The organism is Mycoplana sp. BE70, assembly GCF_031455855.1.
Lineage (GTDB): Bacteria > Pseudomonadota > Alphaproteobacteria > Rhizobiales > Rhizobiaceae > Mycoplana.
The window spans coordinates 160050-182369 of record NZ_JAVDTM010000010.1 but is presented as its reverse complement, the minus strand read 5'-3'; the positions used below and the strand labels follow the sequence as shown (position 1 = coordinate 182369).

The window sequence follows — 22320 nt, the reverse complement described above, 5'->3', positions numbered from 1 at the left end:
ACTCTCGCCTTTCGCGTCAGGCCCCGTATGATTCGACCCCATGAGCGAATCAAAATCCTTCATTTCCGGTTGCAAGGGGCTCACCCTCACCGATGACGAAAAAGCATTCTTCAGGGACGAACGCCCCTGGGGCTTCATTCTGTTCGGCCGCAATATCGGCGAGCCGTCGCAGGTTGCCGATCTGACGGCCGCGCTGCGCGATACCATCGGCGGTGACGCGCGCATTCCCGTGCTGATCGATCAGGAAGGCGGTCGGGTTCAGCGCGTGAAGCCGCCATATGTTCCGCAGTATCCGAACGCTGCGGCACTCGGGGCCATCTATCGGCAGGACGAGGAAAAGGGGCTTCGCGCCGCCTGGCTGATGTCGCGCCTGTTCGCTTTCGACCTCTCGCGCCTCGGCGTCAACGTGGATTGCCTGCCGGTGCTGGATGTAGCGGTCCCCGGGGTGCACGACGTCATCGGCAACCGCGCCTACGGGCAGGAACCGGAGATCGTCTCAGTGATGGGGAAGGCGGCGTCCGAGGGCCTGAAAGCGGGCGGCCTGCTGCCGGTGATGAAACACATGCCCGGACATGGCCGCACCATGGTCGATTCCCATCACGATCTGCCGGTGGTGAACGCGCCGATTAAGGAGCTTGAGGCAGTCGATTTCGTTCCCTTCCGGCGCATGAAGGACGAACTGATGGCCATGTCGGCTCATATCGTCTTCACGGAAATCGACCGGGACAATCCGGCGACGACTTCGCCGAAGGTCGTTCGCGACATCATCCGTGGCCATATTGGTTTTGACGGACTGCTGATGTCCGACGACGTGTCGATGAACGCCCTTCGTGGCGATATCGCGGCGCGGGCGCGCGGGATCGTCGCGGCCGGTCTCGACTTGGTGCTGCACTGCCACGGCATCATGGAAGAAATGATTGCAGTTGCGGAGAATGTGCCGCCGCTGGTAGGAAAAGGCCGGCAGCGGGCTGACGCTGTCACGGCCGCTTTCCCGCAGGCCGACGGCGCGGACGAACAGGCGCTGCGAGAGGAATTCAATGCCCTGATCGCGATCGCCTGAGGCTGCGCGGTCAGGCAAGCGTGCGCTAGGAGCACAGGTGTACGGATCGAGGTTCAAGCCGCAGAAACTTCAAGGATCGGACAGTGCGCCGATGGAAGAGCTGTGGCAGGACGACGACGGTCGTGGACTGCACGAAGAGGGGCTCGTCGTCGACATCGCCGGCTTCGAAGGGCCGCTGGATCTGCTGTTGCACCTCGCCCGGACCCAGAAGGTGGATCTCGCGCGCATCTCCATCCTCGCGCTCGTGGAACAGTACCTCCATTTCATCGATCGCGCCCAACGCATCCGCATTGAGCTGGCCGCCGACTACCTCGTCATGGCGGCCTGGCTTGCCTATCTCAAGTCGCGGCTCCTCATTCCGCAGGCTCCCAAGGACGGAGGCCCGACGGGCGAGGAGATGGCGGCGACGCTGGCGTTCCGCCTCAAGCGGCTGGAGGCGATGCGCGACGCGGCGACACGGCTGATCAACCGTAACCGGCTTGGCCGCGATTTTTTCGCGCGCGGTGCACCGGAGCACATTCCGACCCAGCGCAGGTCGGCCTTCGACGCCTCGCTTTATGACTTGCTCAGCGCCTATGCCTCGCTCCGCCAGCGCCACGCCATTACCCAGGTCACGATCGAAAAGCGCAATGTCTGGTCGCTGGCCGATGCGCGCGAGATCCTGCATCGGCTGATCGGCGAGATCGATGACTGGACGGCCCTCGACCATTTCCTGCTGCGCTACATGACGGACCCTTCCGAGCGCAAGACGGCGATCGCCAGCGCCTTTGCCGCCTCTCTCGAAATGGTGCGCGAGGGACACCTCGAAATCCGGCAGGAAGGTGCGTTCCAGCCGATTTATCTGCGCCGTGGCGTGCCGCCGCGCACAGGCAGCGCTGAGGATAACGACCGTGTCTGAGGCGAGCGACGTCGAAAGCAAGGCCAGTGCGTCCGATAGCGCGACGATCGTCGATCCCCGTCGCCTGCACGAGGCCGCCCGCATTGCCGAAGCCCTGGTTTTCGCCTCCGCCGGCCCGGTGGCCGAAGGATACATCGCCGATCGCCTGCCGGTCGGCGTCGACGTCGGCCATGTGATGCGGCAGTTGCAGACGCTGTACGCGGGACGCGGTGTCAATCTCGTTCAGGTTGGCGATCATTGGGCATTCCGCACCGCGGCGGACCTCTCCTTTGTCGTGCGCAGCGAAGAGGGTGAGGTACGCAAATTGTCGCGTGCGGCCCTCGAGGTGCTTTCCATCATCGCCTATCACCAACCGGTGACGCGCGCGGAAATCGAAGACATCCGTGGCGTGCAGACGTCGAAGGGGACGCTCGACGTGCTGCTCGAGGCTGGCTGGGTTCGCTTTCGCGGTCGCCGGCGCACGCCTGGCCGCCCCGTAACGTTCGGAACCACCAAGGACTTTCTCGATCACTTCGGACTGGAGGAGCTTCGAGATCTGCCGGGCCTGGAGGAATTGAAAGGGGCCGGCCTCCTGTCCGGCCGCATCCCCTCGAACTTCCAGATACCATTGCCGCTCGGCGAGGATGAACTCGCCGAGGACGAGGATCCGATCACATCGCTGGATCTGGAGGAGCTTGGCCTCTTGACACCGGGCGGAAAAGAAGACGAATAGCGGAAGCTTATCGTCGTCCTGAATTGCCTGCGCTTTTCGGACGAAGGGCAGGAGCGACAGGGGCCTCCCTGCGCTCAAGCGTGAAGGCAGGGATTGGCAAGGCATGGCTTCAGGTTCGTCTGAGTTGAACGGGAGCGCAATGCGAACCGCATCGGCGGTCACCTTTGCCGCAAAGCTATCCTTCGAGAACATTCACCACAGCTATCACGGCAAGGAGACGATCCGCGGCATTACGATGTCGGCGCAGCCGGGAGAGGTCCTGTGCCTGCTCGGCCCGTCCGGCTCCGGCAAGACGACGCTGTTGCGAATCGCTGCTGGAATCGAGGCGCAGCAGGGCGGGCGCGTGCTCCTGAACGATCAGGAGATTGCCGGTCCCAAGGTCTTCCTGCCACCGGAACGTCGCGGTGTCGGCCTGATGTTTCAGGATTTCGCGCTTTTTCCGCACATGTCGGTGCTGGACAACGTCCGCTTCGGGCTGACAGCCCTGCCGAAGAAGGAAGCCGTGGCCGAGGCGCATCTGGCGCTCGAGCGCGTGGGGCTTGCGCACTACGCCGACAAATTTCCCCACGCGCTTTCCGGCGGCGAGCAGCAGCGCGTCGCCCTTGCCCGCGCACTCGCCCCGCGCCCGTCGGTGCTGTTGATGGACGAGCCGTTCTCTGGGCTCGATTCGCGGCTGAAGGACTCCATTCGTGCCGATACGCTGGCGATCCTGCGCCATTCCCGTGCAACCGCGATCGTCGTCACCCATGACGCAGAGGAGGCGATGCGGATGGCTGACCGCATCGCGCTGCTGCGCGACGGGAAGCTCGTGCAGGTCGGAACAGCCGAGGAACTTTATCTCAAGCCCGCGGACCTTTTTGCTGCCGGGTTCTTTTCCGAGATCAACATCTTTCGCGGGTCTGTTCAGGCGGGAAAGGTGGAGACACCGTTGGGAAATGTTGCGGCCGGTCCGCTTCCGGACGGTGCGAAAGTGCGCATCGCGGTGCGGCTTTCGGGCGTCGCGGTGTCGCAGTCGGATGGCGCGGTTCCGGCGCGCGTGCTGTCTCGGCGCTTCCTCGGGGTCGTCGAGCTGTTGGAACTGGCGGTTCCAGGCACGGATCAACCGGTTCGCGCCCGTATTCGTGCCGGCCAACTTCCGTTTGGATTGCGCGAGGTCAAGCTTTCCGCTAACGAGCGAGATATACTAGTATTTGAAAAAGACGGCTGAACGTCTTACATCGATGGAATTCTAAAGGAGTACGGGAATGGGTTCTTTCAGCATCTGGCATTGGCTGATCGTTCTGGCAGTGGTGCTGCTGTTGTTTGGCCGCGGCAAGATTCCGGAATTGATGGGTGACGTCGCCAAGGGCATCAAGAACTTCAAGAAAGGCATGTCGGACGAGGAAGCCGCCGACAAGGCCAAGACTGTCGAGCACAAGGCCGACGAAACCAAGTGACCGGCCATGGCCGCGGCGGTCGCAGCGGTCTGAGGAAATGTTCTTATGCTTGAAGTCGGCTGGACCGAAATTCTTGTCATTGCGATCGTCCTGATAATCGTGGTGGGTCCGAAGGACCTGCCACAGATGCTCAGGACGTTCGGCAGCATGGTCACCAAGTTGCGCAGCATGGCGGGTGAGTTTCGCCAGCAGTTCGACGAGGCACTGCGGGAAGCGGATCTCGACGACGTCCGAAAGACGATCGACGACGCACAGAAGCTGAACCCGATGAACGCCATCCGGGACGCGGTCAATCCGCTTCGCCAGGTGGGCGACGAGATCAAGTCGGACCTGCAGAAGGCGACGAGCGTCGGTCAGATGGAATCGACTGCCGCTTCTTCGCTCTCGACGGAGGCGCCCGGCGAGGCTCAACCTGCCGTCACCGAAAACGGTGCAGGTGCGCCGGCCGCCGGGGCGGCAGCGTCGGCAACCGTTGCTTCGCCTGTGGCGGCGGCCCCGGTTCAACCGGTGAAATCGGCTCCGATCAATCCGGTTGAGGCGACCGCGAAGGCGATCGAACAAGCCGCAACGGCGAAAAGGCCGGCAACCACAAAGCCGGCGCCGGCGGCAGAGGCCAAGGAGCCGGAGCAGAAGCCGGCACGGAAGCCTTCGAGTGCGAAAGCGCCCGCGAAGTCCGCCAGCGCCGCCAAGGCCGCGGACAAGGTTGCCAAGCCGGCGCGCAAGGCCGCCGGCGAAGCCGCCAAGAAGGCCACGACACGCAAGCCCAAGAAGGATCAGGCATGAGCGGCGATTATGAGGACAAGCCCCAGCCGCTGATCGAGCACCTGATCGAACTGCGGCGGAGGCTGATGTGGGCCGTCGGCGCGTTTTTCGTCGCGTTTCTCGTCTGCTTCTATTTCGCCAAGGGGCTGTTCAACCTGCTCGTACTGCCGTTCAAGTGGTCGGTCGAATGGGCCGGGCTGACGCATCGCAATATCGAGTTGATCTACACTGCGCCGCAGGAATTCTTCTTCACCCAGATCAAGGTGGCGATGTTCAGCGCACTGGTGATCGCCTTTCCGATCATCGCCCAGCAGATCTATAAGTTCGTTGCGCCCGGTCTCTACAAGAACGAGCGCGCCGCGTTTTTGCCGTTCCTGATCGCCTCGCCGATCCTGTTCCTGATCGGCGCCGCGCTCGTCTATTTCTTCTTCACCCCAATGGTGATGTGGTTCTTCCTGTCGATGGAGCAGGGCGGCGGTGAGGGGCAGGTCTCGATCCAGCTTCTGCCGAAGGTGTCCGAGTATCTCAGCCTGATCATGACGCTGATCTTCGCCTTCGGCCTGGTGTTCCAGTTGCCGGTGGTATCGTCGCTCCTGGTGCGCGCCGGCTTCATCACCTCGCAGTCGCTGGTCGACAAGCGCAAGTACGCGATCGTGATCGCCTTCATTGCCGCGGCGGTTCTTACACCGCCGGATCCAATCTCCCAGATCGGCCTTGCGCTACCGACCATCCTTCTCTACGAGATTGGCATCTATACGGCCCGACTCATCGAACGGCAGCGGGCGAGCGCCGCCCAGGATTCGGACTCCGAAAAGGATGCGGCGGACGTGCCGGCATCGCAGGAAGCCGACAAGGCTTGACACGATAGCTGGCGCAAGCGGACGCTGCCGGGCGGAGGGGCCGCAACCCTATTACGCCTGGAGCGACAATGCTTGATATCAAATGGATCCGCGAAAACGCCGAGACTCTCGACGCAGCGCTGGCAAAGCGCGGCGCCGAGCCGCTCGCGGCCAGCCTGATCGCGCTCGACGAGACCCGCCGCAACGTCATCCAGAAGGCGCAGGACATGCAGTCGCGCCGCAACGCCGCCTCCAAGGAGATCGGCGCTGCCATGGCCCAGCAGGACACGGCACTTGCCGAAAAGCTGAAGGCCGAGGTTGCCGAGATCAAGACGATGCTTCCGGCAGCCGAAGAGGAAGAGCGCCGGATCACCGCCGAGCTGAACGATGCGCTGTCCCGCATCCCGAACATACCGCTCGACGAAGTTCCCGTCGGCGCCGATGAAAATGACAACGTCGAAAAGCACAAGTGGGGCGCAAAGCCGGGCTGGAATCACAAGCCGCTCGAACACTTTGAGATCGGCGAGGCACTCGGCTGGATGGACTTCGAGGGCGCGGCGAAGATCGCCGGCTCCCGTTTCACGATCCTGAAGGGCCAACTGGCGCGACTGGAGCGGGCGCTCGGCCAGTTCATGCTCGACACCCACACGCAGGAACACGGCTACACCGAGGTACAACCGCCGCTGCTCGTCCGCGACGAGGCGATGTATGGCACCGGGCAGTTGCCGAAGTTCGCTGAGGATCTGTTCAAGACGACCGACGGCCGCTGGCTGATCCCGACCGCGGAAGTGCCGCTGACCAACCTTGTCCGCGACGAAATCCTCGCCCAGGAGAAGCTGCCGCTGCGCTTCACCGCACTGACGCCGTGCTTCCGCTCGGAAGCCGGCTCGGCCGGCCGCGATACGCGCGGGATGCTGCGCCAGCACCAGTTCATGAAGTGCGAGCTTGTCTCGATCACCGACGCAGAGAGCTCGGTGGCCGAGCACGAGCGGATGACCGCCTGCGCCGAAGAGATTCTCAAGCGTCTGGGCCTTCACTACCGCGTCGTGACGCTCTGCACCGGCGACATGGGCTTCGGAGCCCAGAAAACCTACGACATCGAGGTCTGGCTGCCGGGGCAGGACACCTATCGCGAGATTTCCTCCTGCTCGGTCTGCGGCGATTTTCAGGCGCGGCGCATGAACGCGCGCTATCGCGGCAAGGACGACAAGAGCCCGAAATTCGTGCACACGCTGAACGGTTCGGGCGTCGCCCTCGGGCGAGCGCTCATCGCCGTCGTCGAGAACTATCTGAACGAGGACGGCTCGGTCACGATCCCGGACGTGCTGCTGCCCTACATGGGCGGGCTGAAGAAGATCGAAAAGGCGATTTGAGGAGACGGAAGAGCGAATGCGCATTCTGCTGACCAATGACGACGGCGTGCACGCCGAAGGCCTCTCCGTCCTGGAGCGGATTGCGCGCACGATGTCCGACGATGTCTGGATCGTGGCGCCGGAGACCGACCAGAGCGGGCTCGCGCATTCGCTGACCCTTTCCGAGCCTCTGCGCCTGCGCAAGGTGGGCGACAAGCGCTTTGCCCTGCGCGGCACGCCGACCGACTGCGTGATCATGGCTGTCCGTGAGATCCTGCCGGGCCCGCCCGATCTGCTGCTGTCCGGTGTCAACGCCGGAGCGAACATGGCCGACGACGTCACCTATTCGGGGACGATCGCCGGTGCGATCGAGGGCACCTTGCAGGGCATAAGGTCGATGGCACTGAGCCAGGCCTTCCGCCATGCCGACGGGCATATGGTGCCCTGGGAAGTCGTGGAGCGGCACGCGCCGGATCTGATCCGTCGTCTGATGGACGTCGAGCTTCCCGATGGGACGTTCTTCAATCTCAACTTTCCCAACTGCCCTGCCGATGCCGTTGCCGGCACTGAGGTCACCTCCCAGGGCAAGCTGGATTTCGGGATCAGTATCGAAGAGCGCAAGGATGGCCGCGGGTACCCGTATTTCTGGTTGCGATTTGGCGATCGACACGGTGATTTCCGCGCCGGCACTGACATCCATGCCCTGCGGGAGAATGCGATTTCCGTGACGCCGCTCAAGCTCGATCTGACGGACTACGCGGTCCTCGACCGCGTCAAGCGTGCGCTTGGCTAAGCTGGAGGTTGCGATTGAACACGGCACGGGTGATTGAGAAGGAAGGCTTCGCGGCACTTGCCTTGCGGCTTCGCGGCGAGGGTATCAACAACCTCGATCTCCTGACCGCCGTGGAGCAGACGCCGCGCACGCTGTTCGTGCCGCCGCAGTTTTCCGGGGACGCCTATTCGAGCCGGCTCCTGCCGATCGACTGCGGCTCCTTCGTGGAGGGGGTCGACCTGGCCGTTCGGCTCTTGCATCTGCTCAATCTCAAATCCGGCCAGCGCGTCCTGGAGGTGGGCACCGGCAGCGGCTTTACCGCGGCGGTCATGGGGCGCCTGACGGAGCGGGTGCTGACCGTCGACCGCTACAAGACGCTCGTCGCCGGGGCGCAGCAGAACATCGATAAGACCGGCGTGCGCAACGTGATCGTCCGCCAGGCCGACGGTAGCAACGGCCTGGTGGGTGAGGGGACGTTCGACCGGATTCTCGTGACCGCTGCCTTCCCGGCGATGCCGCGCCAGTTCGTCGATCAGCTCGTCTCGGGCGGCATGCTGCTCGCCCCGGTCATGGTGAGTGACGAGACATGCAGGATGGTGAAGCTGGTCAAGACCGGCAGCCGTTTTGATCGCGAGGACCTGTTCGAGGTCCCATACCTGCCGATCGTGCCCCATCAGGCCAAGAGCCTCTAACCGATCACCCCCGTCTCATCGGACGCGAATCGACTGGCCGTTTTGACCGGTGCGCATCTGCTCGTCGGTTCGCCAGCTCGGTTGCTCGACATCCCATTCATGCAGTGGGCAGCGAGGTCCGGAAATCATTGCTTGTTAATCTTTTGTTAACCAATGCAAGCCTCGCGCAAGGTTCGATCCCTAAGCGGGTTGTCTAGCGACATGTATCCACACGTCGAACGAACCAGCAATGGATCGCCATCCGATGGAGATGAGCATGCAAATCTCGAACAGGATCGCCGGCAGCGCAACGAGCGACAGCCTTGCAAATCTTGCCGCCAGGGCCGCGGGCAAGGCCGGTGAAGAGGCCACAGACGGTGGGCGGCAGAACGGCTTCACAGCCGGCTCGTATGATCCGTCCGACCAGGTTTCGCTTTCCGTCGAAGCCCTGTTGGTCCTGAGTGCGTCCCGCGACACTCAGCGCTTTCGGCCCCTGACCGAGGATGAGCGCAACAATATCGTCTCGCCGGAGCTTGAAGAACGCGAGTACGCCGCTTTCCGCCACTTCCGCGATGACGGCGACATGAAGAGCTACTACCGCGCCTTCATAGAGTACTTCGACAACCTGAGGCCGCAGGATCAATCGAGCCCGCGTTATATCGGCAGCCGCCAGATTGCGGTTTCCTCCTTGCGCTCGCTCGCCTATGCGGAAAAGGCGCTGGATGACGACCTCGGAACCGAGGTGCCGGCGGTGCTGGATACAATCCTCGCCAGCGGCAACACGATTCGTCGCGATGTTCCGCAGATGCTGTCGCCGGGGGCCGCCCCTCTTAGTGCCGATGGCCTGGGCCGGCAAAGCTTTGCCGCCTCCCGCGCCACGTCCATGTATCTCGGCAGCTTCTGACCGCTTTTGCCGGAGACCCAGGCGGTCGGTCCCGCTTTTCGGCCGGATCATGATTAGCAATATCTCAAAGATCTGACGCTGTTGGTCCGGTCTTAACCGGGCAGTAACTCTAACGCGCTTTAATCATTGCACGGCTGTTGTTGTGTTTCGATTGGGTTGTCAGACATGCGTAAGAGTGTATCACCGAGTTTTGGTAAGACCGCGCCACGGCTTCTCGTGGCGGTGTTGCTGGCCGGTGCGGCCACTGGCTGCAGTTCCGATGCCACCCGCTTCGGCGGACTGTTTTCATCTTCCGACGACATAACGACCAATTCGATCCCGCGCCGCACGCTGTTCGGCAGCAGTAGCCCCGTTCCGCGTGGCGATGTGAACAGCGCCGGTCAGGCTGTGGCCATGAACCAACCCTACCCGGTGCAGGACGCCGGCAACGGCGCAGGTGGCTCCAGCGCCCGCATGGCGACGACGCCGATGGACGTACAGCGCACCGCGCTTGCCGATCCCACGGCCGGGTCGAGCTCCAGCCAGCGGGAAGTCGCGATGGCACAGCCGATACCGACGGCTCCGAAGGCGCAGGCCGCCGTCGATACCGGTACCTCGAAGGGCGGCAAGAGCAGCAACGGCTGGTCGACTGCCAACGCTCCGGTCGTCATGATGCGCCCCGGTGAGAGCGTGAAGACGCTGTCGAACCGCTATGGCGTTCCGGAGAAGGAAATCCTCAAGGCCAACGGCATGAAGAGCGCATCGGATGCCGAGCCGGGTCAGAAGATCACGATCCCGGTGTTCGGCACGACGCCCAGTGCTGCCAAGGCCTCGATCGATACCGCGCTCAACACCGACAATCGGCAGCCGCTGCCCGACAAGAAAACGGGCGAGGACGTGGCAATCCTTCCCGGTTCCGCGAAGGGTCGCGACAAGGCTGCCGGTGATGCCGACAAGACCAAGCTTGCAGCGGGCGATGGAGGCAAGACCGGCGGTTACGAAATCCAGCCTGGTGATTCGCTGGCCAAGATCGCAGCCAGGAACGGCGTCACGGTCGACGAATTGAAGAAGGCAAACGGCTTGACGGCGGCGTCGATCCGTGTCGGTCAGAAGCTGAGCATTCCAAGCCCGTCGGCGACCGACAAGACGATGACGGCTTCGCTCCCGGATGCGAAGAAGGCGGTAGAACCGGTCGAGAAAAAGGCCGAAGCCTACGCGCCGGTGGCAAAGACGCAGACGGTGGCCGAGATCGAGACGAAGGCGGATCTGAGCGAGGCGGCACCCGAGTCGACCGGCATCGGCAAGTACCGCTGGCCGGTGCGCGGAGCGGTCATTGCCGGCTACGGTGCAAACGTCGAGGGCAGCCGCAACGAAGGCATCGATATCTCAGTTCCGGAGGGAACTCCGATCAAGGCCGCCGAGAACGGCGTGGTCATCTATTCGGGCAGCAGCCTGAAGGAGCTCGGCAATGCCGTTCTGGTCCGCCACGACGACGGTACCGTGACGGTCTATGGTCACGCATCGAGCCTGAATGTCCAGCGCGGTCAGAAGGTCCAGCGCGGCCAGACGCTGGCTGCGTCCGGCATGAGCGGCAGCGCCGCCCGTCCGAAGCTTCACTTCGAGGTGCGCAAGAACGCCTCGCCGGTCAATCCGATGACATTCCTCGAATAGCGACGTGGCAAACCAAACAAGAAAAAAGGCCCGGGAGACCGGGCCTTTTTCATTTCGTCAGCGACTTGCCGAGACGGCCGGCCAGGTCCTGGATGAATTGCCAGGCAACACGGCCGGAGCGCGAACCACGTGTCGTCGACCATTCGAGCGCTTCGGCATGGATCTCGCCGCGGTCGCCGTCCAGCCCGAAGTAGTCGGCGTAGCTGTCGATCATTTCCAGGTATTCGTTCTGGCTGCACTTGTAGAAGCCTAGCCACAGGCCGAACCTGTCCGAAAGCGAAACCTTCTCCTCGACGGCTTCGGACGGGTTGATGGCGGTCGACTGCTCATTCTCCATCATGTCGCGTGGCAGGAGATGCCGGCGGTTTGAGGTCGCATAGAGGATGACGTTGTCCGGCCGCCCCTCGACGCCGCCGTCGAGCGCCGCCTTCAGGGACTTGTAGGATGTGTCGTCGTGGTCGAAGGAAAGGTCGTCGCAGAAGACGATGACCGGCATCGGCGCAGCCTTGAGGATCTCCATCAGCGCGGGGAGGGTGGCGATGTCTTCGCGATGAACCTCGACCAGTTTCAGCGGCAATCCCGTTTCGCGCGCGGTCGAGGCGTGAACCGCCTTGACAAGCGAAGACTTGCCCATGCCGCGCGCGCCCCAGAGCAGCACGTTGTTGGCGGGCAGGCCGTTGGCGAAGCGCAGGGTATTGTCGGCGAGGATGTCCCGCACATGGTCGACGCCGCGGATCAGGCTTAGATCGACGCGATTCGGCCGGGAGACCGGCTGCAGATACTGCCGCGCCGGTACCCAGACGAAGCATTCCGCGGCGTTCCAGTCATTCTCGGCCGGTGGCGGGCCGGCAAGTCGCTCAAGTGCCGCCCGAAGGCCCGCGATTTCATTCAGGATCGCTTGCGTTTGTTCTTCCTGCACGTTTCTCACTCCTTTGCCGTCCACGGCAAACATTGCTCTGGGGCGGTAGCATGTCGGTGTTGGGGCGAAAAGAGAGAAATCCCTGAATTTCCGGCAGGATTGGGGCTGTTCTGTTGCATTCGAGCTTGGCTTGCCTATATTCGCGCCGACTGCATCGAGTGGATTTTCGCCCGGTGCTACCAGTTTCAAGGAGTTTTGAATGTTCATTACCGAGGCTTTCGCCCAGACGGCGCCGGCTGCCGCACCGGGTGGTACGGATCTTCTGATGTCCGTGCTGCCGTTCCTTCTGATTTTCGTCGTGATGTATTTCCTCATCATCCGTCCGCAGCGCGCTGCTGCAAAGCGGCGGGATGAACTCTTGAAGAACATCCGGCGCGGCGACCAGGTCGTGACCGGCGGCGGCATCGTCGGCAAGGTGACGAAGGTCATCGACGACAAGGAGCTCGAGGTTGAACTCGCAGAAGGGATCAAGGTTCGGGTTGTGCGCGGCGGCATTTCCGAGGTTCGCGTCAAGGGCGAGCCGGTAAAGGAATAATGTGATCTTCGTTCCGGCGGCGGTGTACCACCGCTTCCGGGCGACGTCGTTTTGTCGGGTTTCCTGCCGGCACGATTGCCGGGCATTTCGAGAGTGTGATGCTGCAACCTGCCCGCTGGAAAACCTTGCTCGCCTGGCTCGCCGTTGTGGCGAGCCTTGTCGTTCTCTTGCCCAATACACTGGGAACAGATCGGCGGTCGGACCTTCCCGGCATGCCGCTTCCTCGGCTGCTGCCCGGCCTTGATCTGAGCGGCGGGGCCGGTCTCGTGCTCAAGCTCGAACGGTCGGACATCGATAACGATCGACTGGTGGCCGCGGTCAACGCGGCCGGGGCAGCACTCCGGGCAGCGAAGATCCCCTATGCCGGGCTTGCCGGGTCCGAGCGCAGCCTGTCTGTTCGAATCACGGATGCCGCGCGCACCGAAGAGGCGAAAGCTGCGCTCGCCACGATATCCGGGACCGCGCTGACCATCGAAGCCGACGGCGTGGTGCGGCTCGATCTGACAAATGAATCGCTCGACATCGCGCGGGACGAGGCGGCGGCCGCAAGCCTGGACGTGGTCAGCCGGCGCGTCAGCGAAGTCGGGGGATTGGCGGTGAACGTTCGCCGCGAGGGGCAGGATCGCATTGCCTTGCAGGTTCCGGGCTTTTCCGACCCGCAGCGGCTCAAGGACGTACTGGCGCAGCGCGGAGCGTTTTCCGCCCGTCTCGTCGAACCGAACGCTTCGCTCGAAAATGGACCGCCGCCCGGCACCGAGGTCGCCTACACGATGGGCGAGCCGCCGGTCGGCTACGTCGTGAGGCGAGCGAGCCTGTTCACCTCAGGCGATCTCGTTGCCGCCGAGGTCGTGTCGGGCGAGGAAGGGGTCGCGACCTCGATCGCCTACCGTTTATCGCCAGAGGCAACGACCCGGCTCGCGGAAGCGACGCGCGACAATGTCGGGCGAACGATGGCACTCCTGCTCGATGATCAGGTGTTGACCGCTTTCACCATCGACGGCCCCATTACGGACGGGCGCGGCCAGATTACCGGCGAGTTCGATGAGCAGGGCGCCGCAAACCTCGCCGCGGTTCTGCGCAGCGGCGCATTGCCGGCCTCCATGACCGTCGTCGAGGAACGCTCGGTCGATCCGGCGCTCGGATCGGCTTCGTTGCGTTCGGCGCTTCTGGCGGTCGGCGTTGCCGGGGTTGCGGTCACCCTGTTCATGGTCGGGTGGTACGGTGCGTTCGGCGCCATCGCCGCGATCGCGCTGGCTTTCAACCTGTTGCTCATTCTGGCGATCGTCGCGCTCACCGGGACCGTCGTGACCCTGCCGGGCATCGCCGGGATGGTGCTGACGATCGGCATGGCCGTCGATTCCAATGTGCTGATCTATGAGCGTATGCGCGAGGAAACGGCCAATGGCCGCCCCTTGCCGGAGGCGCTCGCATCCGGTTTCTCGCGTGCCTTTTCGACGGTAGCAGATGCCGGCGTGACGACCATGATCGCGGTCCTCGTCCTGTTCTTCCTCGGATCCGGGCCGATGCAGGGTTTTGCCGCCATCGTCGGCATCGGCATTGTCACCACCGTCTTCATCACCTTCACGCTGTCGCACTGGCTCGCCTGGCGGTGGGTGAAGAGCCGGCAGATCTCGCATCTGCCCCGAACCGTCCGCAGCGGCCTGTTCGGCGGGTTGCATCTGCGCTTCATGGCGATCCGCAACTACGTCTTCTCGGCGGTCGCGCTGGTCTCCATTGCCGTGGCCGTCCTCGTTTCGCTGAATGGCCTCAACCTCGGCATCGATTTCACCGGCGGCGCGCTCCTCCAGGTCAAGGCGAGACAGGGCAAGGCCGATGCGGCGCAGATCGCCGGCCAGTTGGAAGAGATGAATCTGGGTGACGTCGCGGTGCGGGTCGGCCTCGACCCCGCCATGGCGACGATCCGCATTCCTCCGCAGGGTGGCGGCGAGAACGCCGAGCAGACCTCGGCCCTGGTCGCGCGCGGCGAGCTTGAGGCCGACTACGACATACGGCGGGTCGAAGTGGTCGGTCCCACCGTCTCGGGCGACCTGATTGCCGCGGCCACGATCGGCATGGCGTTTGCGCTTGTCTCTCTGATCGGCTTTGTCTGGGTTCGATTCGGTTGGCAGTTCGCCATCGGCGCGGTCGTCGCGACGATGCACGATATCCTCCTGACGACAGGCCTCTTCGCGCTGACCGGCATGGAGTTCAACATCGGCAGCGTGGCCGCCCTTCTGACCATCGTCGGCTATTCGCTGAACGATACGATCGTTGTCTATGACCGTATTCGCGAGAATCTCCGGCAATACCGGCAGATGCCGTTGCCGTTGCTGATCGATGCCGCGATCAGCCAGACATTGTCGCGCACGGTGCTGACGGCGGCGACCACGCTGATCGCGCTGGCGGCACTGGCCATCTTCGGAGGCGAGATCCTTCGCGCATTCGCGGTGGCGATGTTCTTCGGTATTGCGGTCGGGACCTTCTCTTCTATCTATATAGCCGGCCCCGTGCTGATCCTGTTTGGATTGCGGCCCGATCGCTATCGTCTCGGCGGTCGCGGGACCGAGGCAGAAAAGGCATGACGATGGCAAAGGGCATCGAAATTCGACAGGCGCATTTCCCCGGCCGCGCACCGATCGACGCTTACGGCAATGGTGGCTTTCGCTTCGCCGACATGTCGCATCGCGGTTCCGTGCTCTTCCTGCCTTCGGGAATCTATGGCTGGGACAAGCAGGACGCGCAGTCCTTGACCGCGGCGGATCTCGAGCGGGTCCTGGCCGAAGCGGCGGAAATCGAGGTGCTGCTTGTCGGCACGGGTCTGGAGATCAAGCCGCTTTCCAAGGAACTGCGCGCCATCCTTCGGGAGCACCAGATAAGCGCCGACCCGATGTCGACCGGCGCCGCCGTGCGCACCTTCAACGTCATGCTCGCCGAATCGCGTGCCGTCGCGGCGGCGCTGATCGCAGTCTAGAATTCAAACCCGCGACGGCATCCGGACGATCCAATGCAGCATCATCATCCAGTGGAAGGGCGCGACGGGAAGGCGCCTGTCGAGGCGAACTACGCCCATTGCCTCTCGGTCCTCCGCGACACCGACCGCGACCGCTATCTCGCCTGCCTGCTGGCGCCACAGGACCGGCGCGGACCGTTGGCGGCACTTTACGCCTTCAACGCGGAGATCGCCCGCGTCCGCGATCTCGTTCACGAGCCGTTGCCGGGAGAAATCCGCCTGCAGTGGTGGCGCGATACGCTGGAAGGCCGTGGGGAAGGCGATGCCAAGGCGAACCCGCTTGCGGCGGGCCTGCTCCATTGCATTTCCGAGCACCGGCTGCCCGTCCGCGTGCTGACCGACATGATCGAGGCACGCATCTTCGATCTCTACGACGACCCGATGCCGGATCGGGGCGCGCTGGAAGGGTATGCCGGCGAGACCGCGTCTGCGTTGATCCAGCTTGCGAGCCTGGTTCTCGATCCCGGCGGAGCCGAGCGATCGGCAACGATCGCCGGCCATGCCGGCGTTGCGCAGGCGATCGCGGGCCTTCTTCTGCTGCTGCCGATCCATCGCCGCCGCGGGCAGGTCTACATCCCGGGTGACCTGCTGGCCGCAACCGGGCTTAGCGCCGAAGAACTCCTTGCCGGAACGGATCGTGCGCGCATTGCAAGCGCAGTGGAGGCCTTCGCCGGCCTCGGACGGGACCACCTGCGCAAGGCGAGGGCGGCCGGGGAGATCGCGCCAGCCAATCGAGCGGCGTTCCTGCCGGTTGTGATCGCGCCGCATGTGTTCAAGCTGGCGGAAAGGGCAGGAGCGGACGCGTTGGAGCGGACGCTGCTGCCGGCGCAGTGGCGCCGCCAGTGGTGGATGTGGCGCGCGCTTCGAACCGGCACCTTCTGAACGTACCCGGATGGGGCATGACGGTAGCCCTGCCAATCGGCGGGTCGTCCGTTTGCTTCGAATCGCCCCACAGCCCTCTATTTCATCCGAAGATCCTGCCACACGCAAAATTGGCGCAAGCCACGTGGTGTATGTCGGGTCCGATCCAACGCGGCCGTCGGGAGGATGCAAGATGATCTGGACCGTCGTAATCGCCTGCATTTTCCTTGCGGGCTATATCTTCATGCGCGTGCAATGGCGCGAGGAGCCCAGGCGGGCCTCAAACGACACGGGGCTGGCGATCCTCGAATTCGGCCAGGCCTATCCGAACGAGGCCATCCGCGAGGTAATCAGCACGGCGAACGGCGACAGCGTGTTTCTCCGGCTGCATGACGGCAAGGTCGGCTGCATGCGGGCGCATGGGCAGCATTTCACCAGTCACTTGATCGAACCCGGCCTGGTGCGCGTGCACAATTCGGCCAGCGGCAAGGGGCTGATGCTGGAATTCCTCGGAAACGCCTCGGACAACGGCGCTTTCGAGTTCGGCACGAGCGGCGAGGCGGCCGAAGTGTCGTTGTGGCTGCTGGGAAGCCTGCTTCCGGCAGCGGAAATAGAGGAAACTCCGCGAGCGCTGATCACCGACACCTGATCATCGCCGCTGCACGCTGCATCCCAATGCGGCGCTTCTTGTCCCCGATTATTGGCTGGCCTGCAACCATTGCCGGCAAGCCTCGAGCGCACGCGCCGCGGTCGCCTGCTTCTTGGCGATCGCCTTGTCCTTGCCCCGAAACCGCTTCATGCCCTCGGGCTTGACGATGCTGCCGGGTTCGAGTTCGGGAAACAGACCGAAATTGATGTTCATCGGCTGGAACGAGCGTTTGCCCGGTTCGTCGTCGGACACGATGTGGCCGCCGGTGATGTGGCCGAGCAGCGCGCCGAAGGCAGTCGTCTCCGGCGGCAATGCCGGCGTCTCGCCGCGACGTTCGGCGGCAGCAAACCGACCGGCCAAAAGACCGATGCTGGCGCTTTCGACATAGCCTTCGCAGCCGGTGATCTGTCCGGCAAAGCGCAGGCCCGGCCGGCCCTTCAGCGTCAGTGAGCGGTCGAGCAGGATTGGGGACTGCAGGTAGGTGTTGCGGTGAAGGCCGCCGAGTCTTGCGAATTCGGCGTTCTCCAGGCCCGGAATCAGCCGGAAGATCTCGCCCTGCGCGCCGTATTTCAGTTTCGTCTGGAATCCGACCATGTTGTAGAGCGTGCCGAGCGCATTGTCCTGCCGAAGCTGGACCACCGCATAGGGCTTGACGGTCGGGTTGTGGGCATTCGTCAGGCCCATCGGCTTCATCGGGCCGTGACGCAGCGTTTCCCGGCCACGCTCCGCCATCACCTCGATCGGCAGGCAGCCGTCGAAATAGGGCGTGCCCTCCCATTCCTTGAAGCCGGTCGTGTCGGCTGCGATCAACGCGTCGATGAAGGCGTTGTACTGCGCCTCGTCCATCGGGCAGTTGATGTAGTCCTTGCCGGTGCCACCAGGCCCGACCTTGTCGTAACGCGATTGGTGCCAGCAGATGTCCATGTCGATGGAGTGGGTGTGCACGATCGGCGCGATAGCGTCGAAGAACGCCAGCGAATCCGCGCCGGTGCGTTCCTGGATCGCGGCGGCAAGACCAGGAGCCGTCAGCGGCCCGGTTGCGATGATCGCCTGGTCCCACTCGACCGGTGGCAATCCCGTAATTTCCTCGCGCACGACTGTGATGAGCGGGTGGCTCTCGATCGCGGCAGTGACGGCCGCGGAAAAGCCCTCGCGATCGACGGCGAGCGCCCCACCGGCCGGAACCTGGTTTGCGTCTGCCGCACGCATGATCAGCGAGTTCGCCAGCCGCATCTCGGCGTGAAGCACGCCGACCGCGTTGCTTGTCGCGTCGTCCGAGCGAAAAGAGTTGGAACAGACCAGTTCTGCCAGCCCATCGGTCTTGTGCGCATCCGTACCGCGCACGCCGCGCATTTCGTGCAGGATGACCGGGATGCCGCTTTCGGCAATCTGCCATGCCGCTTCGCTACCGGCGAGGCCGCCGCCGACAACATGGATTGGAGAGTGGGAGGTCGAGTTCGTCATGGGCGGGTGCATATCATGCGGCTGCGGCACTTCCAATCGCCCGAATCAAAAACGGCACCGAATGGTGCCGTTTGATACGTTCCTCGCGCGTCGCCTTTCGGCCGCAGCGTCGGAATTCGGCTGTCTTAGCGGAAGGAACGGGCTGCGATGCTGCGGATGTCGTGGCGGGTCAGGCCGATATCGGACAGCGTGTGGTTGGACAGGTTGCCGAGTTCGTTCAGGGTACGGCGGTAGCTGATCCAGTTCTTGGCAATGCGAAGCGGGTTCATGTTCTTCTCCTCACAGGGTTGACCGGGACATCTCGTCCTCGGTTGTTGATCTCTATCTACTCTCTTTGCCCTGATTTGTGCAGTGCAAAGAAAGTGCAGCTGCCATGCATTTGTGCATTGCAGTGAACAGCAAATGTGCGTGCCTGTTGTTTGGGCGGTATGTTCTTGTAACCGCACGTTTTTGAGTGCGCAAGGGCCGACCGACAAGTGGATGCTGCGTTGCGGCATGACGGCAAAGAAAAACGCCCTCCGGATTTCTCCGGAGGGCGTTCAAATGTGGATCGCAAAGACCGTCTGTCGGGCTTACTTGATCGCCTGGCGGGCAACGTACGGGATGTCCGAACGGCCGATGCCGAGGTCGCTGAGTTCGCGGTCGCTCATGCGGCCGAGCTCGGAGACGGTCTGACGGTATTTGCGCCAATTGCTGAAGGAACGTGCGAGGTTCATGGTCGTACCCCTTTCCTGGGTTCTGGGGGCTGGCAGCCTCTGTTGGCGTCGCCCTGATCTGATGGTTGGAATATAGGCTGAGCAGCGTGCGAATGACAGAGACAAAGCCGAATGGCAGTCATGCATGTAGTGCATGTCAAGATGAAAAATGACAAACTTCTGCTCAAATGGCGCGCATATGCCGCGCCCTTTGGGGCAGGGATCCGTAATTTGTTTGTTGCGGTGCAAAAAGCGCGACACCCGCCGGGGGAGGAGATCCGGCGGGCGTCGCTATCTTGATTGGCAACTGGGAGGAGGAGTGTTGCCAATCGCATCGGGCTTCGCTGGGAGGAGGAGTGCGTCGCCCGATTGACGACCGCTATATAGAGGCGGGCTGCGGCGGTTTAAAGGGGCAACGGTGAATGGCACCCATGCAATAATGTCGCAGCCACGTCGCCCCCTGGAATCGGAATTGGGCAGATACATGAACGACATGACCGAACTGGTGGGTGAATTGACCTGGCCGCGGCTGCTGCGATGTATCGTGAGCAATGGGCAGGGGCAGAATCAACAACGCCCGCCGGGGGAGGAGATCCGGCGGGCGTCATTAAGGGTGATTGGCAACTGGGAGGAGGAGTGTTGCCAATCGTATCGGGGCGGCACTGGGAGGAGGAGTGCGCCGCACCGAATTCTGTCGACCGCCTTGTTCAGCGGACGGGCCTTTCTGGATATCCAGATGGCTGGCCGGTGCCATTTCGCCGCTTCTTCCGTCGCCCTGCGGCGCCTGGTTTCCTGCGGCTTCGGATCATTCCCGATCCGATGTTTTGAATATAGTCGGGTGTTTCCGATTTGTGCAGTGCAATATGGGCATGGATGGTATGCGTCAGGTGCATGCCACCGGTAGGCTTGCAGGGGCGATGAGCTTGTAACTGGTATTGAAGCAAGGAATGGCCCTAATTTGCGGTGAAGAAAGCGCCATCCATGCTTTCCGCTGCAGTTGTATCGTTTGCTGCTTGCGCGCTAGTCTGGCCGGCAATTAGAGGCGGCTGAGCGCCGCCAATTTTGGCTATCGGGAAGGACTGGGCATCGATGTATCGGGGACGATTGGAGCGGGACCTTGGGGTCTGGGCCGAGAAGGGGCTGATCGACCAGACGACGGCCGGCAGGCTTTTGGCCGAGTATGACCAGCGCGAGAGCTCGTTCAGTCTCGGCCGCGTGCTTATGGTGATCGCGGCGCTGCTGCTGGGAGGTGCGGTGCTGCTGCTGATCGCGGCGAACTGGGAGGCAATCCCGCGCGTCGCCAGGCTCATCGGCATCGTCGCGCTGATCTGGTCTGCCCATCTGGCGGCCGCCTTGCTTCGCAATCGCGACGCCCTGCGTCTGTCCGAGGCCGTTCTCGTCGCTGGTCTTTTGCTTTTCGGTGGCGCGATCGCGCTCGTCGGCCAGATGTACCATCTCTCTGGCGATGCGACCGAGGCCTCTCTCGTCTGGTTTGCCGGTGCCGTGGTCGCAGCTTTGCTCTATCGCTCGATCGCGGCCACGGTGGTCTGTGGTTTCCTCGCCTTCGTGGTGGCCGGCGTGGAGTGGTCCGACAGCTTCGGCATGGATGACAGGCTGCTGCTCTGGCTGATGCCCGTTATGGCGCTCGTCGTGATCGGTCTCGTACGCTTCACTGGCGCATCGCGGGCGCGCCATCTCGCCTATCTCCTGATGATGGCGTGGGTCCTGCTCCTCTATGGAGAGTACGAGAGCCCCACGACGGCTTTGACGATCGCCGGCGTTGGCAGCGTGTGTTACCTGCTGGCCACGCTTAAGGAATCGCCGCTTCGGCCGCTGGCCGCAAGTGCGGGAGCAGCGCCGGCCTTCTATGCCTTCTTGCTGCTGCTGATCGGCCTTGCGATCCTGCACCTCGAGACGAACAGCGTCGGTGAGCGGCTGGCCCTCGGCATCGTGACACTGGCCGCGGCCATTGGGGGCATTGCCCTGTCCGGACGCGACAATGGCGCCGTGCGCTATCTCGCCTATGCAGCCTTCGCGGTGGAATCGCTCTACCTGGCGTCGGATACGCTCGGCTCCATTCTCGGGACTTCCGGGTTCTTTCTCATCTCCGGCCTGGTGGTGGCGGCGATCGCCTGGATCGTCATTCGCCTGGAGCGGCGTTTCGCCGGCCGCAGCAATATGGAGACAGGGCAATGAACAAACCCGTTTCGTTCCTGCGCATTTCTCCCTTGCTGGCGGCCGTGCTCGTGGCCCTGATCCAGACGGCCGTTCTCGGCTACATGGTCGAAAGCCGGGCGTCGATTCTGCGGAACGGCGTCGACGTGCGCTTGAAAACCGTGCCGATCGATCCGCGCGACCTTCTGAGGGGCGATTACGTGACGCTCGGCTATGCGATCTCGACGATCGATCGGTCGATGATCGTTGGCGAGACGCCGAAGACGGCCGGGCGCCAGACGATGGCGGTGCGGCTCGTGCCCGGTGCGGATGAGCTATGGAGTGCAAGCCAGGCGTCGTTCGGTTCCCTGCCGGAACAGCCCGGCAGCGTCGTCGCGCGCACCTTGCCGTTCGATTACTATCCCGGTGCTGAAGGCGAAGTGCCCGAGTCGATTTTCGTCTCCTACGGGATCGAGCGCTACTACGTCCCGGAGGGCGAGGGTAGGGTGCTCGAGGAGGCTCGGAATGCACAGGCGCTCGAAGTCGCCGCGCGCGTGTCGTCGGCCGGCAGGATGCAGATCCGGCAGATCTTGCTGGACGGCAAACCGGTCTATGACGAGCCGCTCTATTGAGATCACCGTGGTTTTCGAGTGATTTTCCGGTGATTTTCCAGCGTCGTGGGACAACCGGCGCCATGTGCCTTCGCGGTCACATTTTTGCTTTGATACCTGCCAAACGGGTGCTATAGAGACGCCGCGCTCGGGAGGCGCGCCTATCTTGGGCGCCGGACGGCAAAACCGCTGATGCGGCTTTCTGAACGCGGGTATGGCGGAATTGGTAGACGCACTTGGTTTAGGTCCAAGCGCCAAAAGCGTGGGAGTTCGAGTCTCTCTACCCGCACCAGAAGCGCTCAGGCCTGGCACACCGCGCCTTGCCCGATGAGTGATGTCCGGCCTCGGAAGGAGGCGCGGCATGGC

The 22320-nt window shown here is 63.2% G+C and carries 23 protein-coding genes and 1 tRNA gene; 20 read left to right on the top strand and 4 right to left on the bottom strand.

Annotated elements, in window-relative coordinates:
• Positions 1-40 precede the first annotated feature (40 nt).
• From nagZ to J2Y48_RS19235, 12 genes are all read left to right on the top strand, one after another.
• The gene (gene nagZ, locus J2Y48_RS19290) at positions 41-1060 is read left to right on the top strand and encodes a beta-N-acetylhexosaminidase (RefSeq protein ID WP_310421205.1); all 1020 of its coding nucleotides are present in this window, start codon (positions 41-43) and stop codon (positions 1058-1060) included.
• A 91-nt stretch (positions 1061-1151) separates the two neighbouring features.
• Positions 1152-1958 (top strand): ScpA family protein, encoded by an 807-nt coding sequence (locus J2Y48_RS19285; RefSeq protein WP_310421203.1) that lies wholly within the window; start codon positions 1152-1154, stop codon positions 1956-1958.
• Positions 1959-2004: 46 nt separating this feature from the next.
• Positions 2005-2670, top strand: coding sequence for an SMC-Scp complex subunit ScpB (gene scpB / locus J2Y48_RS19280; protein WP_310421275.1), 666 nt, complete (start codon positions 2005-2007; stop codon positions 2668-2670).
• Positions 2671-2809: 139 nt separating this feature from the next.
• Positions 2810-3877, top strand: coding sequence for an ABC transporter ATP-binding protein (locus J2Y48_RS19275; RefSeq protein ID WP_310421201.1), 1068 nt, complete (start codon positions 2810-2812; stop codon positions 3875-3877).
• 37 nt (positions 3878-3914) lie between these two features.
• Complete coding sequence (locus J2Y48_RS19270) at positions 3915-4106, top strand: twin-arginine translocase TatA/TatE family subunit (RefSeq protein ID WP_310421199.1); 192 nt, start codon at positions 3915-3917, stop codon at positions 4104-4106.
• Between the two features lie 45 nt (positions 4107-4151).
• Complete coding sequence (gene tatB, locus J2Y48_RS19265; RefSeq protein WP_310421197.1) at positions 4152-4889, top strand: Sec-independent protein translocase protein TatB; 738 nt, start codon at positions 4152-4154, stop codon at positions 4887-4889.
• A complete protein-coding gene (gene tatC / locus J2Y48_RS19260) occupies positions 4886-5728 on the top strand; it encodes a twin-arginine translocase subunit TatC (RefSeq protein WP_310421195.1) in 843 nt (280 codons plus the stop codon). Before tatB ends, tatC begins: the two co-directional genes overlap by 4 nt.
• 68 nt (positions 5729-5796) lie before the next feature.
• A complete protein-coding gene (gene serS / locus J2Y48_RS19255) occupies positions 5797-7080 on the top strand; it encodes a serine--tRNA ligase (RefSeq protein WP_310421193.1) in 1284 nt (427 codons plus the stop codon).
• A 16-nt stretch (positions 7081-7096) separates the two neighbouring features.
• On the top strand, positions 7097-7852 hold the full coding sequence (surE, locus tag J2Y48_RS19250) for a 5'/3'-nucleotidase SurE (protein ID WP_310421191.1): 756 nt from the start codon (positions 7097-7099) through the stop codon (positions 7850-7852).
• Positions 7853-7866: 14 nt separating this feature from the next.
• Complete coding sequence (locus J2Y48_RS19245; protein WP_310421189.1) at positions 7867-8523, top strand: protein-L-isoaspartate(D-aspartate) O-methyltransferase; 657 nt, start codon at positions 7867-7869, stop codon at positions 8521-8523.
• Between the two features lie 256 nt (positions 8524-8779).
• Positions 8780-9406 carry a biotin biosynthesis protein BioC gene (locus J2Y48_RS19240; RefSeq protein WP_310421188.1) on the top strand — a complete coding sequence of 209 codons (627 nt, stop codon included), beginning with the start codon at positions 8780-8782 and terminating at the stop codon, positions 9404-9406.
• Between the two features lie 165 nt (positions 9407-9571).
• A complete protein-coding gene (locus J2Y48_RS19235) occupies positions 9572-11056 on the top strand; it encodes a peptidoglycan DD-metalloendopeptidase family protein (RefSeq protein ID WP_310421186.1) in 1485 nt (494 codons plus the stop codon).
• Between the two features lie 49 nt (positions 11057-11105).
• On the opposite strand, the gene J2Y48_RS19230 is transcribed toward J2Y48_RS19235, so the two are convergent.
• Positions 11106-11975 carry an ATP-binding protein gene (locus tag J2Y48_RS19230; protein ID WP_310421184.1) on the bottom strand — a complete coding sequence of 290 codons (870 nt, stop codon included), beginning with the start codon at positions 11973-11975 and terminating at the stop codon, positions 11106-11108.
• Between the two features lie 199 nt (positions 11976-12174).
• Here J2Y48_RS19230 and yajC point away from each other — a divergent pair, with 199 nt between their 5' ends.
• The 5 genes from yajC to J2Y48_RS19205 all read left to right on the top strand — a co-directional run bounded on the left by yajC (position 12175) and on the right by J2Y48_RS19205 (position 17030).
• Positions 12175-12510: a preprotein translocase subunit YajC gene (gene yajC, locus J2Y48_RS19225; protein ID WP_310421182.1), complete on the top strand. Its 336-nt coding sequence runs from the start codon at positions 12175-12177 to the stop codon at positions 12508-12510.
• A gap of 98 nt (positions 12511-12608) precedes the next feature.
• A complete protein-coding gene (secD, locus tag J2Y48_RS19220) occupies positions 12609-15092 on the top strand; it encodes a protein translocase subunit SecD (RefSeq protein WP_310421180.1) in 2484 nt (827 codons plus the stop codon).
• A 2-nt stretch (positions 15093-15094) separates the two neighbouring features.
• Positions 15095-15481 (top strand): Mth938-like domain-containing protein, encoded by a 387-nt coding sequence (locus tag J2Y48_RS19215; protein WP_310421272.1) that lies wholly within the window; start codon positions 15095-15097, stop codon positions 15479-15481.
• Positions 15482-15514: 33 nt separating this feature from the next.
• Positions 15515-16402 carry a phytoene/squalene synthase family protein gene (locus tag J2Y48_RS19210; RefSeq protein WP_310421178.1) on the top strand — a complete coding sequence of 296 codons (888 nt, stop codon included), beginning with the start codon at positions 15515-15517 and terminating at the stop codon, positions 16400-16402.
• 172 nt (positions 16403-16574) lie between these two features.
• Complete coding sequence (locus tag J2Y48_RS19205) at positions 16575-17030, top strand: hypothetical protein (protein WP_310421176.1); 456 nt, start codon at positions 16575-16577, stop codon at positions 17028-17030.
• A 48-nt stretch (positions 17031-17078) separates the two neighbouring features.
• Here the strand turns inward: J2Y48_RS19205 and trmFO are convergent, their stop codons facing one another.
• The 3 genes from trmFO to J2Y48_RS19190 form a co-directional block, all read right to left on the bottom strand.
• Complete coding sequence (gene trmFO / locus J2Y48_RS19200) at positions 17079-18494, bottom strand: methylenetetrahydrofolate--tRNA-(uracil(54)-C(5))-methyltransferase (FADH(2)-oxidizing) TrmFO (RefSeq protein ID WP_310421174.1); 1416 nt, start codon at positions 18492-18494, stop codon at positions 17079-17081.
• A gap of 125 nt (positions 18495-18619) precedes the next feature.
• Positions 18620-18763, bottom strand: coding sequence for a DUF1127 domain-containing protein (locus J2Y48_RS19195; RefSeq protein WP_310421172.1), 144 nt, complete (start codon positions 18761-18763; stop codon positions 18620-18622).
• Positions 18764-19066: 303 nt separating this feature from the next.
• A complete protein-coding gene (locus J2Y48_RS19190) occupies positions 19067-19210 on the bottom strand; it encodes a DUF1127 domain-containing protein (RefSeq protein ID WP_108002957.1) in 144 nt (47 codons plus the stop codon).
• Positions 19211-20278: 1068 nt separating this feature from the next.
• Between J2Y48_RS19190 and J2Y48_RS19185 the strand changes: the two genes are divergently transcribed.
• The 3 genes from J2Y48_RS19185 (at position 20279) to J2Y48_RS19175 (ending at position 22246) form a co-directional block, all read left to right on the top strand.
• Positions 20279-21385 (top strand): DUF2157 domain-containing protein, encoded by a 1107-nt coding sequence (locus tag J2Y48_RS19185; RefSeq protein ID WP_310421169.1) that lies wholly within the window; start codon positions 20279-20281, stop codon positions 21383-21385.
• The gene (locus tag J2Y48_RS19180; RefSeq protein WP_310421167.1) at positions 21382-21975 is read left to right on the top strand and encodes a GDYXXLXY domain-containing protein; all 594 of its coding nucleotides are present in this window, start codon (positions 21382-21384) and stop codon (positions 21973-21975) included. The genes J2Y48_RS19185 and J2Y48_RS19180 overlap by 4 nt, the downstream gene beginning before the upstream one ends.
• A gap of 187 nt (positions 21976-22162) precedes the next feature.
• A tRNA-Leu gene (locus J2Y48_RS19175) sits at positions 22163-22246 on the top strand.
• Positions 22247-22320 lie beyond the last annotated feature (74 nt).

What these genes read in the sequence shown, in the direction of transcription:
- J2Y48_RS19205 (WP_310421176.1), top strand. Translation starts at nt 16,575, where the DNA reads ATGATCTGGACCGTCGTAATCGCCTGCATTTTCCTTGCGGGCTATATC.
- surE (WP_310421191.1), top strand. Translation starts at nt 7,097, where the DNA reads ATGCGCATTCTGCTGACCAATGACGACGGCGTGCACGCCGAAGGCCTC.
- tatC (WP_310421195.1), top strand. Translation starts at nt 4,886, where the DNA reads ATGAGCGGCGATTATGAGGACAAGCCCCAGCCGCTGATCGAGCACCTG.
- J2Y48_RS19185 (WP_310421169.1), top strand. Translation starts at nt 20,279, where the DNA reads ATGTATCGGGGACGATTGGAGCGGGACCTTGGGGTCTGGGCCGAGAAG.
- J2Y48_RS19190 (WP_108002957.1), bottom strand. Translation starts at nt 19,210, where the DNA reads ATGAACCTCGCACGTTCCTTCAGCAATTGGCGCAAATACCGTCAGACC.
- J2Y48_RS19285 (WP_310421203.1), top strand. Translation starts at nt 1,152, where the DNA reads ATGGAAGAGCTGTGGCAGGACGACGACGGTCGTGGACTGCACGAAGAG.
- secD (WP_310421180.1), top strand. Translation starts at nt 12,609, where the DNA reads ATGCTGCAACCTGCCCGCTGGAAAACCTTGCTCGCCTGGCTCGCCGTT.
- J2Y48_RS19180 (WP_310421167.1), top strand. Translation starts at nt 21,382, where the DNA reads ATGAACAAACCCGTTTCGTTCCTGCGCATTTCTCCCTTGCTGGCGGCC.
- J2Y48_RS19240 (WP_310421188.1), top strand. Translation starts at nt 8,780, where the DNA reads ATGCAAATCTCGAACAGGATCGCCGGCAGCGCAACGAGCGACAGCCTT.
- J2Y48_RS19235 (WP_310421186.1), top strand. Translation starts at nt 9,572, where the DNA reads ATGCGTAAGAGTGTATCACCGAGTTTTGGTAAGACCGCGCCACGGCTT.
- nagZ (WP_310421205.1), top strand. Translation starts at nt 41, where the DNA reads ATGAGCGAATCAAAATCCTTCATTTCCGGTTGCAAGGGGCTCACCCTC.
- serS (WP_310421193.1), top strand. Translation starts at nt 5,797, where the DNA reads ATGCTTGATATCAAATGGATCCGCGAAAACGCCGAGACTCTCGACGCA.
- J2Y48_RS19210 (WP_310421178.1), top strand. Translation starts at nt 15,515, where the DNA reads ATGCAGCATCATCATCCAGTGGAAGGGCGCGACGGGAAGGCGCCTGTC.
- J2Y48_RS19215 (WP_310421272.1), top strand. Translation starts at nt 15,095, where the DNA reads ATGGCAAAGGGCATCGAAATTCGACAGGCGCATTTCCCCGGCCGCGCA.
- tatB (WP_310421197.1), top strand. Translation starts at nt 4,152, where the DNA reads ATGCTTGAAGTCGGCTGGACCGAAATTCTTGTCATTGCGATCGTCCTG.
- trmFO (WP_310421174.1), bottom strand. Translation starts at nt 18,494, where the DNA reads ATGACGAACTCGACCTCCCACTCTCCAATCCATGTTGTCGGCGGCGGC.
- yajC (WP_310421182.1), top strand. Translation starts at nt 12,175, where the DNA reads ATGTTCATTACCGAGGCTTTCGCCCAGACGGCGCCGGCTGCCGCACCG.
- J2Y48_RS19275 (WP_310421201.1), top strand. Translation starts at nt 2,810, where the DNA reads ATGCGAACCGCATCGGCGGTCACCTTTGCCGCAAAGCTATCCTTCGAG.
- J2Y48_RS19270 (WP_310421199.1), top strand. Translation starts at nt 3,915, where the DNA reads ATGGGTTCTTTCAGCATCTGGCATTGGCTGATCGTTCTGGCAGTGGTG.
- J2Y48_RS19195 (WP_310421172.1), bottom strand. Translation starts at nt 18,763, where the DNA reads ATGAACCCGCTTCGCATTGCCAAGAACTGGATCAGCTACCGCCGTACC.